The organism is Luteitalea pratensis (assembly GCF_001618865.1).
Taxonomy (GTDB): domain Bacteria; phylum Acidobacteriota; class Vicinamibacteria; order Vicinamibacterales; family Vicinamibacteraceae; genus Luteitalea; species Luteitalea pratensis.
On sequence record NZ_CP015136.1, the window covers coordinates 4,646,954 to 4,664,611 of the forward strand.

At 69.3% G+C, this 17,658-nt stretch carries 16 protein-coding genes; 10 read left to right on the forward strand and 6 right to left on the reverse strand.

The features are described from left to right. Window positions 1-13: 13 nt before the first annotated feature. Window positions 14-1,672 carry a hypothetical protein gene (locus LuPra_RS19225; protein ID WP_110172247.1) on the reverse strand — a complete coding sequence of 553 codons (1,659 nt, stop codon included), beginning with the start codon at window positions 1,670-1,672 and terminating at the stop codon, window positions 14-16. A gap of 189 nt (window positions 1,673-1,861) precedes the next feature. Between LuPra_RS19225 and hemE the strand changes: the two genes are divergently transcribed. From hemE to LuPra_RS19250, 5 genes are all read left to right on the forward strand, one after another. Beyond that, window positions 1,862-2,893, forward strand: coding sequence for a uroporphyrinogen decarboxylase (gene hemE, locus LuPra_RS19230; RefSeq protein WP_110172248.1), 1,032 nt, complete (start codon window positions 1,862-1,864; stop codon window positions 2,891-2,893). Then, a complete protein-coding gene (hemG, locus tag LuPra_RS19235; RefSeq protein ID WP_110172249.1) occupies window positions 2,890-4,275 on the forward strand; it encodes a protoporphyrinogen oxidase in 1,386 nt (461 codons plus the stop codon). The genes hemE and hemG overlap by 4 nt, the downstream gene beginning before the upstream one ends. 12 nt (window positions 4,276-4,287) lie before the next feature. Then, on the forward strand, window positions 4,288-5,004 hold the full coding sequence (locus LuPra_RS19240) for an O-methyltransferase (protein ID WP_110172250.1): 717 nt from the start codon (window positions 4,288-4,290) through the stop codon (window positions 5,002-5,004). Window positions 5,005-5,014: 10 nt separating this feature from the next. After that, on the forward strand, window positions 5,015-5,923 hold the full coding sequence (gene rocF, locus LuPra_RS19245) for an arginase (RefSeq protein WP_110172251.1): 909 nt from the start codon (window positions 5,015-5,017) through the stop codon (window positions 5,921-5,923). A 130-nt stretch (window positions 5,924-6,053) separates the two neighbouring features. Then, window positions 6,054-6,596, forward strand: a complete 543-nt coding sequence (locus LuPra_RS19250) for a DUF2911 domain-containing protein (RefSeq protein ID WP_234800467.1) — start codon at window positions 6,054-6,056, stop codon at window positions 6,594-6,596. A gap of 156 nt (window positions 6,597-6,752) precedes the next feature. On the opposite strand, the gene LuPra_RS19255 is transcribed toward LuPra_RS19250, so the two are convergent. Together LuPra_RS19255 and fliK are read right to left on the reverse strand one after the other, a co-directional pair. Continuing rightward, window positions 6,753-7,034 carry an EscU/YscU/HrcU family type III secretion system export apparatus switch protein gene (locus LuPra_RS19255; RefSeq protein WP_110172252.1) on the reverse strand — a complete coding sequence of 94 codons (282 nt, stop codon included), beginning with the start codon at window positions 7,032-7,034 and terminating at the stop codon, window positions 6,753-6,755. After that, window positions 7,031-8,224 carry a flagellar hook-length control protein FliK gene (gene fliK, locus LuPra_RS19260; RefSeq protein WP_157899410.1) on the reverse strand — a complete coding sequence of 398 codons (1,194 nt, stop codon included), beginning with the start codon at window positions 8,222-8,224 and terminating at the stop codon, window positions 7,031-7,033. Before fliK ends, LuPra_RS19255 begins: the two co-directional genes overlap by 4 nt. A gap of 68 nt (window positions 8,225-8,292) precedes the next feature. Between fliK and ppk1 the strand changes: the two genes are divergently transcribed. The 5 genes from ppk1 to LuPra_RS19285 all read left to right on the forward strand — a co-directional run bounded on the left by ppk1 (window position 8,293) and on the right by LuPra_RS19285 (window position 14,757). Further along, window positions 8,293-10,461 carry a polyphosphate kinase 1 gene (ppk1, locus tag LuPra_RS19265; RefSeq protein WP_110172254.1) on the forward strand — a complete coding sequence of 723 codons (2,169 nt, stop codon included), beginning with the start codon at window positions 8,293-8,295 and terminating at the stop codon, window positions 10,459-10,461. Window positions 10,462-10,476: 15 nt separating this feature from the next. Beyond that, entirely contained in the window at window positions 10,477-11,154 is a 678-nt protein-coding gene (locus tag LuPra_RS19270; RefSeq protein WP_157899411.1) for a carbohydrate-binding family 9-like protein, read from the forward strand. A gap of 398 nt (window positions 11,155-11,552) precedes the next feature. Then, complete coding sequence (locus LuPra_RS19275; protein WP_110172256.1) at window positions 11,553-11,870, forward strand: hypothetical protein; 318 nt, start codon at window positions 11,553-11,555, stop codon at window positions 11,868-11,870. A 135-nt stretch (window positions 11,871-12,005) separates the two neighbouring features. Further along, a complete protein-coding gene (locus LuPra_RS19280) occupies window positions 12,006-13,559 on the forward strand; it encodes a BACON domain-containing protein (protein WP_162271448.1) in 1,554 nt (517 codons plus the stop codon). Between the two features lie 7 nt (window positions 13,560-13,566). After that, on the forward strand, window positions 13,567-14,757 hold the full coding sequence (locus LuPra_RS19285) for a hypothetical protein (RefSeq protein WP_110172258.1): 1,191 nt from the start codon (window positions 13,567-13,569) through the stop codon (window positions 14,755-14,757). Here LuPra_RS19285 and LuPra_RS19290 read toward each other — a convergent pair. The 3 genes from LuPra_RS19290 to LuPra_RS19300 are packed head-to-tail and all read right to left on the reverse strand — an operon-like array spanning window position 14,723 to window position 17,653. Beyond that, window positions 14,723-15,907 (reverse strand): hypothetical protein, encoded by a 1,185-nt coding sequence (locus tag LuPra_RS19290; protein WP_157899412.1) that lies wholly within the window; start codon window positions 15,905-15,907, stop codon window positions 14,723-14,725. The genes LuPra_RS19285 and LuPra_RS19290 overlap by 35 nt on opposite strands. A gap of 4 nt (window positions 15,908-15,911) precedes the next feature. Continuing rightward, window positions 15,912-17,285 (reverse strand): DUF3618 domain-containing protein, encoded by a 1,374-nt coding sequence (locus tag LuPra_RS19295; protein WP_110172260.1) that lies wholly within the window; start codon window positions 17,283-17,285, stop codon window positions 15,912-15,914. After that, window positions 17,261-17,653 carry a phage holin family protein gene (locus LuPra_RS19300; RefSeq protein WP_157899413.1) on the reverse strand — a complete coding sequence of 131 codons (393 nt, stop codon included), beginning with the start codon at window positions 17,651-17,653 and terminating at the stop codon, window positions 17,261-17,263. Before LuPra_RS19300 ends, LuPra_RS19295 begins: the two co-directional genes overlap by 25 nt. Window positions 17,654-17,658: the final 5 nt, after the last annotated feature.

The window sequence follows — 17,658 nt, forward strand, 5'->3', positions numbered from 1 at the left end:
GTGCTCCTCGCCCTTACTTCCGCTTCGGCTTCCCTGCCGAAGAGCGAGCCGGGGCACGCCGGGCCTGGGCTTTTGCCGCCGGGCGCGCCACCTTGACCGTTGCGGCCGAACGCGTGGCTTTCGTGGTCCCACCCCTCGACGGGCTGGTCTTGCTGGCGGTGCGGCCCGCCCCTTTGGACGCCGGCCGCGGCGCGGGCCTGGCGGCGGTCTTGCCGACCCGCTTTGCAGCCGGACGACCGACCACGGCCTTCTTGGGCGGCGACGGCGGCTTGGACTTGCCGTGGGGCGCCGACGCTGCGCCTCGGGACGATTTCGCCACAGGCCGCGAGGCTGACGCGACTTTGCGGAGATGCGCCGGATGCGCTGACACCTTCCCGTGTGAGGCGGCCTTGTCCGGCGCCGCATGGGTGTGTGCGGGCTTCGCGGCAACGGGCTTGGCGGCAACGGGCTTGGTGGCGGCCTTGCCTGGAGCGGATTTCACGACGGGCTTCGTCCCCGCCTTGGGTGCGACGGGCGCAGCTGCCTTCGCCTTCGGCGCCGCGGCAACTTTCGTCGGCGGCGCGGCCTTGACTGGCGCCGCGGGCCTCGGAGGCGGCGCAGGCGTCTTGGTCGGGGTGGCGGCCTTGACCGGCGGCGCGGCGGGCGCGGCATGCGCAGCAGGGGTAGCCTTCGTCGGAGCCGCCTTGGCTGTGGCAGGCGCCGCGGACGGGGGCGGCGCGGCCGCAGGGGTCGCGGGCGCCGAAGGCGCCGACTTGACCGGAGCCGCACCCTTGGCAGTGGCCGCTGGCTTCGGCGCCGCGTCGGACTTGACTGCGGGGGCCAGCCCCGCTGGCGCCGCCGGCGCAGGCGCGGCCGGGGCCGTCGGGGTAAGCGCAGCCTCGGCGGTCGACCGGGCGGCCGCCTTGGCGGCAGCCGCAGCCTTCACCGCGGCGACAGCAGCAGCAGTGGCGGTGGCCGTCGGCACAACGGGACCGTTGCTTGCCGGGCGCGGCGCGCTTGCCGATGCCTTGGTGGGCTTCGTCTTCGGCGCCTTCGCCTTCAGCGGTGGGAGGCGCAGCGGTTCGGCCGCCGCCGCGGCTGCCGCTTCCGCGATGGCGCGGCGGCTGTCCACGGGACCGTCGTCACGACGGGGATTCTGGATGGCGGACTCGACCGCGGCCTCGATGTCGCTGGCCCGCCGGGTGCGGATGGAGACAATGTCGATGAGGGGTCCATTGGACGGCGCGCTCGTGTCGGCCGGGAGCGATGGGTCTCGAAAGACCCGCTCGAGCCGGATCTGGTCGCCGCCGAGTGACGCGTAGGACCAGATTTCTGCGGCCGCAATCGAGTGTTGCGCGCAAAGACGACGCGTGGCGTCCACGCAGGCGACTGGCACGTACAGGCGGAATTGGGCGCGTGCCTTGGCAAACAGCACCCACTGGTACATCGCTTCGAGGTTGTTGACCGATTCCCCGGTCTCCACCTCGACAATGGCGACAGCCTTCTTGACCGGGTCCAGCGTGGAGAGAATGAGGTCCGGGTACGCCTGACCGGTGCCGGTCTTGATCGGCACTTTCCGTTCATCTCCGACGTTGACCTCGACGGCAAACCGCTCGCCTAGCGCGAGTTCCAACGCCCGGATGACCCGGTCGTGCTCGAATTGTTCGCGTACCGGACGGATGAGAATTGCCACACAGCCTCCGCGGCCCCTCGGCGGGCGCCGGCCTGCCTCGCGCCTGCCAGGCGACGGCAAACGCGCAATGCTAGCATGGATGCGTAACCACTTGCCAGCGCGTCGCGCGCGGCGGGCCCTATTCTGCCACAGCCAGTCCGTATTCCCTAACGCCCTGTTTTCAGGCCACTTAGCCCCTCTGCCTCAACCGTGAACGACCGATTTCTCCGCGCCTGCAGGCGCCAGCCCGTCGATGCCACCCCCGTCTGGTTCATGCGCCAGGCGGGTCGATACATGCCCGAATATCGGGCCTTGCGCCAACAATACGGGATGCTGGAACTCTGTCAGACGCCCGAACTGGCCGTCCAGGTCACGCTCCAGCCCGTCGAGTCCATCGACGTCGACGCCGCCATCCTCTTCTCGGATCTACTGTTACCCCTCGAGCCCATGGGGCTGACGTTCGATTTCGTCAAGGGTGAAGGCCCGCAATTCGACGATCCCATCCGGTCGGCTGCCGACGTCGCGCGGCTCCATCCCATCGATCCGGAGGACGCGCTCGCCTACGTGCTCGACACGATCCGCCAACTGAAGACCCGCCTGGACGTGCCGTTGATTGGGTTTGTCGGCGCGCCGTTCACGTTGGCCTCTTACTGCATCGAGGGCGGGCCCTCGAAGGACTTCGCGCGCACCAAGGCCATGATGTACGCCGAGCCCGAGGCGTGGCACACACTGTGTTCGCGCCTGGCCGAGATGGCCGGACGCTACCTGCGAGCCCAGATTGCCGCCGGCGTCGATGCCGTCCAGGTCTTCGACTCGTGGGTCGGCCAGCTCGGGCCGGCCGATTACCGCGAGTTCGCACTCCCCCACACCCGGCGGGTCTTCGAAGCCATTGCCGACCTGGACGCGCCGTCCATCCATTTCGGTGTCGGCACCGCAATGCTGCTCGAGGACATGGCCACGGCCGGCAGTTCGGTCGTCGGTGCGGACTGGCGCACGCCCCTCGACCGCGCCTGGCAACTCATCGGGCCCGACCGCGGGATTCAGGGCAACCTCGATCCCACCCTGCTCCTGGGTCCGTGGCATCGGGTCCGCGCGGCCGTCGAGGATGTCGTCGCCCGCGCTGCCGGGCGGCCGGGCCACATCTTCAATCTCGGCCACGGCGTGCTGCCGATGACGTCGCCGGAGGTGGTGCAGCGCGTCGCGCGGCTCGTGCACCAATTGACGGCCTGGCGCAGCCGATGAGCGAGGCACTCCCCCGCGTCCTGATCCTCGGCGGCGGCATCGCCGGGCTCGCCGCCGCGTGGGAATGCCATCGTCAGGACGTGCCCTGTCTGGTCCTCGAAGCCCAGCCGCACGCGGGCGGCGTCATCCGCACGGAAGTCGCCGGGCCGTTCGTCCTGGACACCGGCCCTGACGCGTTCCTGGTGACCAAGCCTGGCGCCGTCACGCTCTGCCGGGAACTGGGTATCGAGGCGGAGCTGATCGCCATGAAGCCGCCGCGAGGGGCGGCGATCCTCCGTAACGACAAATTGCACCCGCTGCCGGAAGGCGGCGCCTTCGGCATCGCGACGCGGCCGGGACCGTTCCTGCGTTCGACCATCCTGTCGCCGCTCGGGAAGCTGCGCGTCGCGCTCGAGCCGCTCGTACCGCGACGCCGGTCGCTCGCCGACGAAAGCGCTGGCGCCTTCTTCCGCCGCAGATTCGGCGCCGAGGCCGCCATGCGCATCGCGCAGCCCCTGCTGGGCGGCATCCATGCCGGGGACCTCGACCGACTATCTGCCGACGCCGTCCTGCCCCAGTTGAGTGCCGTAGAGCGACAGGGGCGCAGCGTACTGCTTGCGCTCCGTCGCCAGGCGCAACGGGCCACGGAGGGAGGAGCATTCCGGAGCTTCCCGCGCGGGATGGCCACGCTCGTCGAGGCCCTCACGGCGGCGCTGCCCGCTGGCACCGTCCGCCTGGGAACCGCGGCTGAACGGCTGCATCCGGAGGGGAGCGCCTGGCGCGTGCTGACCTCCCGGGGCGAGACCATGGAGGCCGACATCCTTCTTCTGGCGGTGCCCGCTCCCGTCGTGGGTGGTTGGCTTCGCGAACTGGCGCCCGAGGTCGCCGATCGGGCCGCCGCCATCCGGTACGTGTCCAGCGCCGGTGTCCTCGCCGTCTATGCCGACGCGCAGATTGCCCGGCCGATGCGCGGTAGTGGCTACGTGTCGACGCCGGAAGCCGGCCGCGATTCCCTGCTCGCGACCAGCTGGCTGAGCAGCAAGTGGGCGGGCCGTGCGCCCCCCGGCCACACGGTCCTGCGCGGATTCTTCGGCGGCGCGCTCGATGAGGCGGCCCTCATGCGGAGCGACAATGAACTGGTCGACCTGGCCCACGCGACATGGGTTCGTCGCTTCGGCGTCGGGCGCTCACCTGGCCTGACGCGCGTGGTGCGCTGGATCCGAGCCAGCCCGCAGCACGAAGTCGGGCACGCGGCACGCGTGCGCACGATCGACGAGGCCCTGGCCGCACTGCCGCCAGTCGCGGTCTGCGGCAGCGGATTCCGGGCCATCGGCATTCCGGACGTCGTCAGCGACGCCCGCGCCACCATCGGCCGCCTGCTGGAGCGCTGGCGCGCAGGCTAGAATTCACGTCGCATGATCGTCTTGCGACTCCGCCACATTTCTGCTGCCCTTGCCTGCAGCGCGTTCGTCTCCCTCGGCTGCGGCTCACCCGCGTCGGACACTTCCAGTCCCCAGGCGTCCGGCGCCGAGGCCACGACGGCGCTACGGACCGCCGACGAAGTCGCGCGCCTGCCGGCGCTCACGCCCGAACTGCAGCGGTTGCTCACGACGATCCGCGCCGCCGACAAGGGGCAGCTGGCGATTTCGGAAGAGGACGGGCGTTTCCTGCGCCTCATGGTGGTGCTGAACCACACGAAGAAGGCCATCGAGATTGGCGGCGCGAGCGGGTACAGCGCGATCTGGCTCGGACTCGGTCTGCGCGAGACCGGCGGACGACTCACGACCATCGAGTACGACCCGGTGCGAGCCCAGGAGCTGAAGGCAAACATCGCCGCGGCTCGGCTCGGCGACGTGGTCACGGTCGTCGCCGGCGATGCCTTCAAGGCCGTGCCGGCCGAGCCCGGCACCTTCGACTTCGTCTTCATCGATGCATGGAAACCGGACTACCAGAAGTACTTCGACATGACCTTCCCGCGAGTGAGGCGTGGCGGGCTGATCCTCGCGCACAACGTCATCAACAAGGGTGCGGACATGCAGGACTTCCTCAAGACGGTCACCACCCGCGCCGACCTCCTGACCGCCATCGTCGCCCCCGGCAGCGAGGGCGTGTCGATCAGCGTCAAGCGCTGACAGCCGCGGCATGGCCCACATCCATCTGATCGGCGTCCCGCTCGACCTCGGCGGCGGACGACGCGGCGTGGACATGGGGCCGTCGGCCGTACGCATCGCGGGAATCGGAACTCGCCTCACCGCGCTCGGCCATCACGTGCAGGACCGCGGCGACATCCTCACGCCGACGCCAGAAACACGCGAGGCCGGGGATCCGAAGAAGCGGTACGTCCGCGAGATCCACGACGTCTGCGAAGCCCTGTACGCGCAGGCGCTCGACAGCCATGCGGCCGGCGCCTTCCCGATCGTCATCGGCGGCGATCACAGCCTGGCGGCCGGATCGGTGGCGGCGTCAGCGACGCACGCGAAGCGGCAGGGACGGCCGCTCGGCCTGATCTGGGTGGACGCGCACGCCGACATGAACACGCCCGCGACGACGGGGTCGGGCAACGTGCACGGTATGCCGCTGGCGGCGCTGCTCGGCGAAGATCCGCGCGAGTTGGCGCTCGTCGGCGGCTACCAACCCAAGGTGGCGCCCGGTCATACGGTGCTCGTCGGCATCCGCAACCTCGATGAGCGCGAGAAGGAGGAAGTGCGCGCCTCGGGCGTGCACGTCTTCACGATGAAGGATATCGATCGACAGGGCGCGGCCTCCGTGATCGAGCAGGCCATCGAGATCGCCGGCCGTGACACGGCGGGCATCCACGTGTCGTTCGACCTGGATGTGTGCGATCCGGCGATTGCTCCCGGCGTGGGCACGCCGGTGCGGGGCGGCCTCAACTACCGCGAGGCGCACATGGCCATGGAGATCCTCTCCGACGCCAGGCGGATCATCGCGCTCGACCTGGTGGAGGTCAACCCTGTTCTGGACCACCAGAACATGACCGCGGTGCTGGCCGCCGAACTGGCTGCGAGCGCGCTCGGCCAAAAGATTCTCTAACGTGGGCCTTTGCGCCAGCGGTCCTGGTCGGTTGCCCAAGCCTCAAGCCTCAAGCCTCAAGCATCAGGCATTAGGCGTTATAGTCCCCCAGGCCTGCCCTGCGGCAGGCGCGTTCCCTGGAGGAACATCCATGCGTCGTGCGCTCCTGAACCTGACCGCCATGGTGGTGGTCGTCACCGCCACACTCGCCCTACCAGCCAACGCACGTGCGCAGAAAGTCGTGGCGACGACGCCAGGCCAGGCCGGCAGCCCTCACGAAACCGTCGAGTACAAGGTCGGTGACGCCACGGTCACCTTCGTCTACGGTCGTCCGTACCTCAAGGGACGCAGCCTCGAGACACTCGCGCCGACCGGCAAGGTCTACCGCACCGGCGCCGACGAGGCCACCACGCTCAAGACCGACAAGCCGCTGCAGATCGGCACGCTCGCAGTTCCGGCTGGCACCTATACGATCTATACCCTGCCCGGCTCGCCCTGGCAGCTGATCGTGAACAAGCAGACCGGCCAGTGGGGCACCGAGTACCGCGAGGGGCAGGATCTTGGTCGCACACCGATGACCGCGGGTACGCTTGCCTCGCCGTCCGAGCAACTCACCGTGGCGGTCGCAGGCTCCAACCTCGAGATCCACTGGGGCACGATGAAGCAGTCGGTGGCCATCAGCGCCAAGAAGTAAGAGACGGGTACCGGGTACCGGGTACCGGGTACCGGGTACCGCATACGTAGCCGTCGACCTTCAGGTCGACGGTCGCAGCTCCGGTGGACAAGTCAGGTCGACGGTCGCTCCACGTGTCGCCGCCGGGGACGCAAACGGCCGGACAAAATCCAGCCGCTACGCTCGCGCCGCGTTCGCGGTCCGCAACAGGAAGGCAATCACTTCCGCGACAGCCAGGTAGAGCGCCGGTGGGATCGCCGTGTCTGGCGGCAGTTGCGTCAGCAGGTTCACCAGGTCGGGGTTCTCGTGAACCGGGATGCCATGCTCGCGAGCCAGCGCGATGATGCGATCGGCAAGCATCCCGTCGCCGGTGGCCACGATCTGCGGCGCCGACGTCTCACCCGGCACGTAGCGGAGCGCCGCGGCACGACGCCGATCGGGAGGGGGCGCGCCGGTCATGCCCGGGTGTCCACGATGCTCCGCGGCGACGGTAGTTCTGGCAGTTCGTCTGGCGCGCACACGCACACGGGATCGACGACGACGCGTGACAGCACCTCTGCGAAGCCGGCGCGCTCCAGAGCGACGTCGAGGTCCACCAGACCCGCCTCGATGCGATCGGCCGCGTCCGGATACTCGACGAGGAACTCGGTGCGTACCTGCCCATCCACGAGCCCGATCCGGACCTGCACACGGCCCAGTCCCTCGAGATCGAGATCCAGCCGCACCTGGCGCCACGGGGACGGGTCGTCTTCGTCGCTGCGCCCGGCCGCGTCCCGCTGGATACGCATCCGCAACCGCATCTCGGCCTCGCGATCCTCGACCTGCAGCGGCACACGGACGTCGACGACACCGTCGCGGGCGAGGTGCGCCGCAGCCCGGGCTTGCTCGGCCAGCAGTGCCTCCTGCAGATCGGCCACGGCCTGCCGCGCGCCGTCGACGGCGGGCGGCGCCTGCTGCAACAGGTGGGCGGCCACCGCGAGGCGGGATCGCAGATCGTTGGCCGCCGCGGTCCTGGCAGCGTGGGAACCGTGCCGCACGAACTCGGACAGTCGTCGCTCGAGCAGGAGTCCCCCGTCGCTGACGCGCGCGGCGATCGCACGCGCGACCGACTCGGCGGCGACGCGATCGTCGGAATCGTTGGCGTCACCGCCGTGGACTGGTACCGGTGCGAGTGCCTGGGACAGCGCCTCGCCCTGCGATGTCGGGAGCACGCCGCTCGCGACGAGCGCAGGCACCCACCGAGCGAACGCAGCCGCTGCGCCACGCACGTCCGGCCCGTCGCGAGCCGCGAGCACCGCGGCCGCGAGTCCGTATGTCACGCTGGAGACGGGTGGCCAGGCCGGCAGCGGCACCGGCCCCTCGGCATCGTCCGCGTTCTCGACCAGCCCTGCCTCGGCCGATACCAGCCGTAGCAATGGCTGCGGCCCCCCCTCCACCACTTCCAGTCGCAGGGTCGTGCCCGGTCGGTATGGCAGGGTGCCGCTGGTGGGCACTTCGCGCCCGCCGACCAGGAGCAATGTGCCGCCCTCGAGCCCGCTGCTCGTCACGGTCGCCAGGACTCGCGTCCCTGGCGTGAACGCCTGATGGGCGGCGGGCACCGACACGACGCCATCAGACGGCACCAGGGGCGGGAGGAGGGTAATCTGCATGGGCACAGCGCCGGCCGCGGTGTCGGTGCTTTGATATCATCGGCCCCGCACGTCACAAACGCGAGCGTATGAACGCCACAACAGCTACGAAGGAACGCGCGGTACGTGGACGCGGCGCCAAGCGGCGGATCCGCCTGCCCGCCACGCGCACCGACTGGTCCCAGTGCGATCCGGCCAACCTCGAACATCCGGGGCTCTACATCAACCGTGAACTGAGCTGGCTGGAGTTCAACCAGCGTGTGCTCAACCAGGCGCTCGACCCGGGGCATCCCCTGCTCGAACGCGTCAAGTTCCTGGCCATCGTCGCCACGAACCTCGACGAGTTCTTCATGGTGCGCGTGGCCACGCTGCTGAAGAAGTATCGCGCCGGCATCGAGGACGTCAGCCCGGACGGCCTGAACACCGAGCAGCAGTTGGCGGCCACCCGCGCCCGGTCCTCCGAGATGATGGGCGCCTTGCAGCGGTGCTGGCGGGAGCAACTGCGCCCGGCCCTCGCGAGTGAGGGCGTACACATCCTCGACCCCGAGGAGTACACGCCGCAGATCGCGGCACACCTCGCGCACTACTTCCGTGCCGAGATCCTGCCAGTCCTGACGCCGCTGGCGTTCGACCCTGGTCATCCGTTCCCGTACATCTCGAACCTGAGCCGCAACTTCGCGGTCGTCGTCCGCCACAGCGGCCGCACCAAGTTTGCGCGCGTGAAGATTCCGGCCACCCTGGATCGGTTCGTCACCATCCCCGCCGACATGTCGCCGCACGCGGGGCTGACCTTCGCGTTCCTCGAGGACATCGTCCGCGCCAACCTGCACCACCTGTTCCCGGGCACCGACCTGCAGTCGGCCCACCTGTTCCGCATCATCCGGGACACGGACATGGTGATCCAGGAAGACGAGGCCGACGACCTGCTGGAGTCGGTGGACCGGAGCCTCAAGCAGTTGCGCTACGGCGCCCTGTGTCTGCTCGAAGTGGAAGAGGCGATGCCGCGCCGGGTGCTGAACATCCTCGTGGAGAACTTCGAGATCGACGAGGACGTCGTGTTGCGCACCAGTGAGCGAATGGACTGGGACGACTGGCATCAGCTCACCAGGCTGCACCTGCCGCACCTGAAGGACGCCCCGTTCTCGCCGCGCACCATCTGGTCGGGCTACACCGAGATCTTCGACGACCTCCGCGAGGAGGACGTGCTGGTCCATCACCCGTTCGACTCGTTCTCGTCGGTCGAGGCGTTCCTGCGGGCGGCCATCGAGGATCCGCAGGTCATCGCGATCAAGATGACCCTGTACCGCATCGGCGCGAACTCGCCGGTGGTCGACATGCTGGTGACGGCCGCCGAGCAGGGCAAGCAGGTGGCGGTGCTGGTCGAACTGAAGGCTCGCTTCGACGAGCGCAACAACATCGCGTGGGCAACCCGGATGGAGTCGGCCGGCATCCACGTGGTGTACGGGATCGTGAGCCTGAAGACGCACGGCAAGTTGTGCCTGATCATCCGCAAGGAGCCGGACGGCATCCGCCGCTATGCGCACGTGGCGACCGGCAACTACAATCGCGCCACCGCACAGGTCTACACCGACATCGGGCTCTTCACGTCGGACTCGGCCATCGTCGACGACATCTCCGAGGTGTTCAACTACCTGACCGGCTACTCCAGCCGACGCACGTACGACCAGTTGTTGGTGGCGCCCGTGTCGCTGCGCAGCCAGATGAAGGCGTTGATCGATCGCGAGTGCGAGCACCATCGCGCCGGCCGGCCCGCCCGCCTCATCTTCAAGCTCAACGCGATTGCCGATCCGGGCATGATCCGCAACCTGTACCGTGCGAGCCAGTGCGGGATTCCCGTGGATCTCATCGTCCGCGGCGTGTGCTGTCTCCGGCCGGGCATCCCCGGCATCTCCGACACGATCACGGTGCGCTCGATCGTCGGACGGTTCCTCGAGCACTCCCGAATCTACTCGTTCGAAAACGGCGGCGACCCCGAGGTCTACATCGGCAGCGCTGACCTGATGGAACGCAACCTCGACCGCCGCGTCGAGGTGCTGTGCCCGGTCCATCAGCCTGACCTGCGCGCGCACCTGCGTGACGTCGTGCTGGAGACGTTGCTCGTCGACACCGACCGGGCCCGTGTGCTGCGCACCGACGGGTCGTACGTGCAGGTGAACGGCGAACCGGGCAGCGAACCGATCAACGCGCAGAAGCGGCTGCTCGACGTGTACTCGATGCTGTCTTCTTCCTCGCTCTGAACGACCGTGGTCGACATGTATCGCGGGCCCGAGGCGGTGCTGCAGCCAGCGATCTACCGCGTACGCGCCACGTCGCTCGCACCCGACGCGCTGCTCGCGCAACAGGGCTGGAACGACGCGATGGCCGTGACGTGGGGCCCTGACGGGTTCGCCACGACCTTCCGGGCGGTGTGGGCGCAGGACGGCTTGTGCGTCCGTTGGGATGCACAGGACCACGCGCCGTGGGCGACGCGCACGCAACGCGACGACGGCCTGTGGGAGACCGAGGTCGTCGAGGTCTTCCTCGATCCGACCTGCAGCGGCGAAGACTACGCGGAACTCGAGATCACGCCGACCAACGTGGTCTGCGACCTGCACATCGAGCGGCTCGCTCCGGAGCGGCGCGTGCACCTGGCCTGGGACTTCGCGGGACTACGTACGGCCGTCCATCGCGCTGGGAACGGCGACGACTGGTGCGCGATCGCGTGGATGCCGTTCACCGACTTCGCCACCCTGGCGCCTGGCGTTGCCGAGTGCGTGCCGGTGCATGGCGGAGACGTGTGGCACTTCAACGCCTTCCGCATCAAGCGACCCGGCGGGCCAGGGCTTCCCGAGGACGGCGCCATCTATGCCGCGTGGTCGGTGCCGGACGCGCCGACGTTCCACGCGCCGCTGGCGTTCCGGCCCCTCGTGTTCGAGCCGGCTCAGGCCTGAAAGGTGTGGCGGGAATGCTTAGCCGTTGGCGTGCGTCCCGTCAAATATCCTCTGGCCTCTTACCTTCGGGCACCAATTGTCTACTTGGGACGTCATAAGGGCGTCGTGGCTTCGCTTCATCCGCTCCTCCCCCGCCTCACCAATCTGGACCTCGTGCTACGAAGTACTACCGAAGGATGGTTCGTAGAGGACGCCACGGGCCGTCAGATCTGCGAAACGCTGGACTCGATAGCGGAAGCGCGGTTGATCGGCCGAACGTTCGTACAGCCGAGGGGACGCGTCTGGGTCTGTCGCGACGAAGGATGGACCTTGCTGGACGATGAGTGAAGAGCGCGGCTGCGGAGTGCCGTACACTTACCGCCTGGCGGCGTCTCCTTCCGGCGCGGCCCGAGCGAGCCGTGAGCCCTGACATTCCGCGGGACGACCTGCTGGCCATCATGGACGGGCTCGGCCGAATCGAGACTCCCGGTCTCGAGACACCGGTCGAGGTCGGCTACACCATCACGATCGTCGCCCAGCGGCCTGGCCAGCCCGACCCGCCCGGTGGTGGTCCATTCTTCACTCGGGTGCTGCTGCGAGCGCGCGTCGCCGACCTGTTCCATTGGTACACTGAGCACCGCGACGACCTGATGCTCGTCCTCGATGACGGGCGGCGGTTGCCGCTGATCATCACCTCTCCTGACGGGGACGCGATCGGTCAGGGAATGCTTTCCTGATGCCGCTGGCTCGTCGTTTGCAGGTATCGAGGAGCACGCGGGTGCCCAGCGTGAATTTTCCGGCGTGCGCAGGGCCTCGCGCCGGCGGCGCCTGGAAGCGTTTCGAAATGCATGTATGACGGACGGACATTGCACATGCGCGCTCTCGCTGCGCCGCACTGGCTGGAACTGACGGCGGCGATCACTCTGCTGTTGTGCGGAAGCGCATGTGGCGGGTCGTCGTCGACGCAGACGACTGGGCCCACATCGCTCGACCGTTGCAGTGTCAGCCTCGCGAACTCGGCGCCACAGGTCTCAGCCGAGGGGGGCACTGGCACGGTGAACCTGACCATCAACCGCGAGTGTGCCTGGAACGCACGCGCCGGCGCCGAGTGGATCGCATTCACGTCCCCCACCAGCGGGCAGGGCAGCGCGACGCTGGCCTTCACCGTGGCGCCCAATCCGCGGGGAACACCGCGGCAGGCCGCACTGACCGTCAATGAGGGGCGCTCCGACGTGCAGCAGGCCGCTACCCCCTGCCCGTTCACGCTCGATACCGGCGGCAGTGGCTTCCCAGCGGTGGGCGGGACGGTACGTGTCGGGGTGAACACCCTGGACGACTGCACGTGGACCGCCCAGAGCAGCGCGCCATGGCTGCAGGTCGGAAGCGGCACCGCCCAGGTGGGATCGGCAGCGGTCACCATCGTGATCGCGGCCAACCAGGGGCCGGCGCGTACCGGCGTCGTCACACTCGGCGGCGCGGTCTGGACTGCGGCCCAGGAGGCGGCGGGGCCGATACCCGTCCCGGAACCGCCGGTCGCCGGCGCGCCGCCCTCGCCAACGCCGACGCCACAGCCGGGGCCGACGCCACCCGTCGCTTCGGCGCCAACGCCTGGGCCTTCGCCCTCGCCATCTCCCGCGCCCGCGCCAACTCCGGGTCAGCCGACGCCGGGCCCGTCGCCGACTCCACCGACGACACCCACGCCGCCAACGACACCGCCAGCGACCCCGACGCCGTCGCCTGGAGACCCCTCACCTCCGACGCCGACGCCTTCACCGACGCCGACGCCTCAGCCGACGCCTACACCGACGCCTACGCCGACGCCGACACCAACGCCCCCGACGCCGGCTCCGCCGCCGCCCGAACCACCGCCGCCCGAGCCCGAGCCACCGCCGCCCGCGTGCACCTACGAGGTGAAGCCGACGGCCATCAGTGCGGCTGCGGAAGGCACCAGCGAGACGATCGCCGTCGATGCCTCGCGCGGCAATTGCGCGTGGACGGCACAGAGCGGCGCGTCGTGGCTCGTGCTGGAGGGCACCAGTGGTGTCGGTGACGGCGGCGTGACCGTCCGGGTGGAGGCCAATACGGCCGACACGCCACGCACTGGCGCGGTGACCGTGGCCGCGCAAGTGATTCCGGTGAGCCAGGCGGCCGCACCGGGTGTGGTCGTGGAGGAGGTCCGGCTCGAGGGGCCGGCATCCCAGGTGTCGGGCGCGTGTCCGACGATTACCTTCCGGGTGGAGGGTCGCCTCATCCGGACCAACGCCGCGACCAACTTCCCCGGCAACCGCTGCGACCGCGTGCGTGACGGCCAGGTCGTCAACGTGCGTGGGACGCCGCAGCGGGATGGGTCGGTGCTGGCGACCCGCGTACAAACGAACGGAAGCGGATCACAGGAAGAGGGCGGCGGCGTTGATGCCCTGCGCTGAGGGAGGTGTGCGTCGATCCGGTCGCATCGGCGCGGCCGTCGCGTGCCTGCTGCTGGTGGCACTTCCACGTCACGCGGCGGCGCAGCAGGCCCCACTGGCGGACGTGCTCTCGTTCCTGCTCACCAACCGAGGCGTGCAGAGCGGAGATTTCGAGCGTGACGTCGCGGCTGCTCGGGCGACCGCTGACACGATGAGCCGGCTCCTGCTCATCCAACTCTCGACCCAGCCAGTCAGCGCCGCCTCGCCTGGATTCGTTTACAGGCTGAACCCGGCGCTGGGCGCGCCGCAGCGCGCCAGCGCAAGCTTCGGTCCGTTCTTCACCGAACGCAGCCTGACGACCGGCGCTGGCCGGCTCACGCTGGGCGCCTCATTCACCGCGCGTCGCTACACCACCCTCGACGGTCGCGATCTCGATGACGGCACGTTCGTCACCAGCGGCAACCAGTTCCGCGACGAATCCGCACCGTTCGACGCCGAGACGCTGTCGATGACGCTCGAGAGCCAGACGCTCACGGCCAGCGCTACCTATGGGTTGCACGATCGCGTCGATCTCGGCGTGGTCGTGCCGTTTGTGACGATCGATCTCCGCGGACAGCGCACCAACACGTATCGCGGCTCGTCCGACGTGCAGGCCACCGCCGACGCGACGGCCAGTGGCATCGGCGACGTGGCCGTTCGTGGCAAGGTGCGGCTGCTCGGCGAGCACGGCAGCGGCCTGGCGTCCATCGCGGAAGTGCAACTGCCCACGGGTCGCGACGAGGATCTACTTGGCGCAGGAAGTACGTCGGCGTTGGTGGCAATGGTCGTGTCGGGCGAGGCTGGCGTGATCGCTGGCCATGGCACCGTCGGCGCGACGCTTGGCGGACTCTCGCCCGGGTTCCAGTACCGTGGCGCATTCACCGCCAATGTGGCGCGTCAGCTCACGCTGGTGGGCGAACTGATCGGTCGAACCGTCGACGCAGCGGGGCGTGTCGCGCTGACCCGGGTGCCGCACCCGACCATCGTGGGCGTCGACACGCTGCGGCTGCTACCCGAGGGCGACTCCACACAGAATGCGCAGGCGGTCGTCGGCGCGAAGTGGAACATCGCGCGGACCTGGCTGCTCGGCGCGCACCTGATCCTGCCGCTCACCGACGAAGGCCTGAAGCCGTCGCGCGCCTTCGTCATCGGGCTCGAGTACTCTCTCGCGGGACGCTGATGTTCGCCGAGGCGATCCGCCAGTTGGCGTCCCGACTTTTCTCGAGTTCGAACCGCCAGGCCCTCGCCTCGGTGCGCGGACTCTGATCGCCAGCCCGCGGCACGTATGTCGTCGCACCGCGACACGCGGCCCGCGCACGCAAGCCATCGACGGCGATGTCGCAATCGTCGAACGTGACGCGTTGCGACCGCAACTCCGCAAATGCGCGCCCCAGCGCGCGTGCATCGACCGACGGCCAGACCGCACGCGCCGCGGCTGCGTCCAGCCGCGAGTACGCGGCGCCGTAGCGCGACAGCGCCTCTCGGACCGAGGCGACTTCGAGAGCGGCGGGCACCGCTGCACTCGCGGTCATCTCCGTCGCGGCGGCATGCGTCGTCGGCTCGGCCGCAAGAGGCGTCTCCCTGATCACCTCGCGCGCCGGGATCGCCGATGCGAGCATCGGAGCACTGTCGTGAAGGCCCGGGGCCGGGACCGCTGCCGCCTCGAGCGTGGCCGGCACGATGACCGGGGGAACCTCGATCGGTGGCGGCGCATCGCGTCTGTCGCGCTCCACTGTCGCATCAGTCGCGGGACTCACGCCGAGCGCTGGCACGACGCCAGGCGTCGCCAAGGCAACGACCAGCCGCGGATACTGTTCGCCCGGCGCGTGCCGAGGCAGCGCCGATGCGGCGCGTGCCGCTCGCTCCCGCTCCGCAGCACTGCCGGTGGTCGCGGCCAGCGAATGCGTCGAGGGACTGTCGGTCGTGAGGGCCGGCGCGACGTTGGTTGTCGCCCGGGCAGGCACACTCAGGAGAGGCGGATCGGCAACGGCGGTTTCTGCGACCCGGGCTGTGCGCAGCAACGTGGGAGTGGCCACGGCGAGGACGGCAGACGCCGCTACTGCGAAGGTCCAGCGGCCAGGGCGCCGGCGCGCCGCGATCGGAGCAGCGCGCTGTGGCTCATGATGGGGGGCGTCGACGGCGTCAGGGCCGCGAGATGGCGGGATTGGACGCGGCTGCCGCAGCCACGCGTGCAGATCTCCCCCGCCGGCGCTGATCACGTCGACACACGAGATGGCGTCGAGATCGGCCGCCGACGGGGGCCACCGCAAGTCTGCGGCGTCTCCGTCGGCGTCATGATCCTGCGCCCGCGCGGCGGGTCCTGGTGTCACACGATCACACGCCCTGCACGCCGGTCGGAGATGACGGTGTCGACGACGTGGTGCTCGTCAAATCGTCGGCCACCTCCTGGACCTTTTCGCGCACCTGGTCTTTCAGTTGCTGCGCCGAGTCGCTCGCCCGATCGATCAGCGCGTCACGGGACGCTCCCATCACCTGATTCTCTGCGCGCGTACGGGGCATCGTCAAGCCGACCACCGCGCCGGCCGCCACAGCGGCGATGCCGACGGCGAGCGGATTCTCCTGCAACCAGTGATCGAACTGCGTTGACGTCTGGCGTGAGACCTGGCCGGCGCGAAGACGGGCCGAACGAACCGTGCCGCTCACCTGTTCGCCGAGGGCGCTGGCCTTTTCGCGGGCCGTCTCGCCAAGCGCACTGGCCTTGTCGCGCGCCTGCTCACCGAGGGCGCTGGCTTTCTCGCGTGCCTGCTCGCCAAGTGCCGTGGCTCGTTCGCGCGCCTGTTCGCCAAGCGCGGTGGCCTTTTCGCGGGCCTGCCGCCCCAGGTCGCGGGCGGCATCGCTGACGCGCTCAGTCGTCGACGCGCCGGAGATGTCTTCGTCGTCGTAGCCCGCGTAGGCCTCCGAGCGTACCCGGTAGTCGTCGGCCATCACCGACGAGCGGCGATTCCAGAGCATGTAGCCGATGCTCGCCGCCGCGATGGAGGCCGGAAGCGGGTTGTCGCGCAGCAAGCGCATCCAGCCGCCATCCTGCCAACGTCCACCATTGCGATCGTCGTTGTAATCGAGAGACGCCTGGTCACGTCTGTAGCCGCTCGTGCTCATCGGATCGTCGTCCCAGTTGTACATGTCTTCGCTGCTCCATGTCTGCCGGCTCGAAGCGCGGCGCATCAACCACCAGGCGAGGACCACACCGGCGCCCGCGAGGACGATCGGTACCGGGCGCTCGCGCACCTGTTCCACCATGGGTCCGGCGGCTTCCTGGGCGCGCCGGGCCACCTGCGTGGCCGTGTCCCCAGCGGACCCGACCAGTTGCTGCACGCGGCCGACGGTGGCCTCCCGCACCGACTCGCGCGCCTGCTGCGCGAGGTGCTGCGGGCTGAGTCGCTCCTGCAACTCGTTGATGGTCTGGCTCATGTCCTCGCGCGTCCGCTCGATCTGCTCGCGGATCACGTCGGGATCGTCGCTGCTCGGCGTGGCGAAGGCTCCCGTCCCACTGGCAGCGGTCACCCCCGGCGGGATCGTCGCGTCGATGCGATCGCCCGTGACACCCGGCCCCAGGTCCGCGGTGGTCACGCGACGCGGGACATCGACGTCATCGAGTTCGGTCGCAGCCAACGAGGCCGCGACCGGCTGATCCGGTGCGAGCAGCGATCCGACCGGACGGGTTACCTGGTCTCGTTCTTCAGCCACTGTGCGGTCTCCTTGATCGAATCGATCGTTTCCACCGGCGCCATCGGCTGCCGCAGCTTGCGCAGCCCGCTGCGCACGAGCACGTAGCCCACGGCGGCAAGCAACACCGCGGTCAGGCCCGCGGCCGCCCACGCATCGAGTCCGAACTGCACGAGCAACAGGACGATGGTGGCGGTAAAGGTCAACAAGGCCGCATTGACCACTGCCCCGCCGGCGCCAAGCATGGCGCCGGCACGTCCGGCCTGCGTGGCCTTCTGGGACAGCTCCGTCTTCGCCAGTTGCACTTCCTGGCGTATGAGGAGCGAGGTCTTCTGCGACAGGTCGGCGAAAAGGTCACCAAGCGATCGCTCTGGCCGTGGCGTGTCCATGGAGT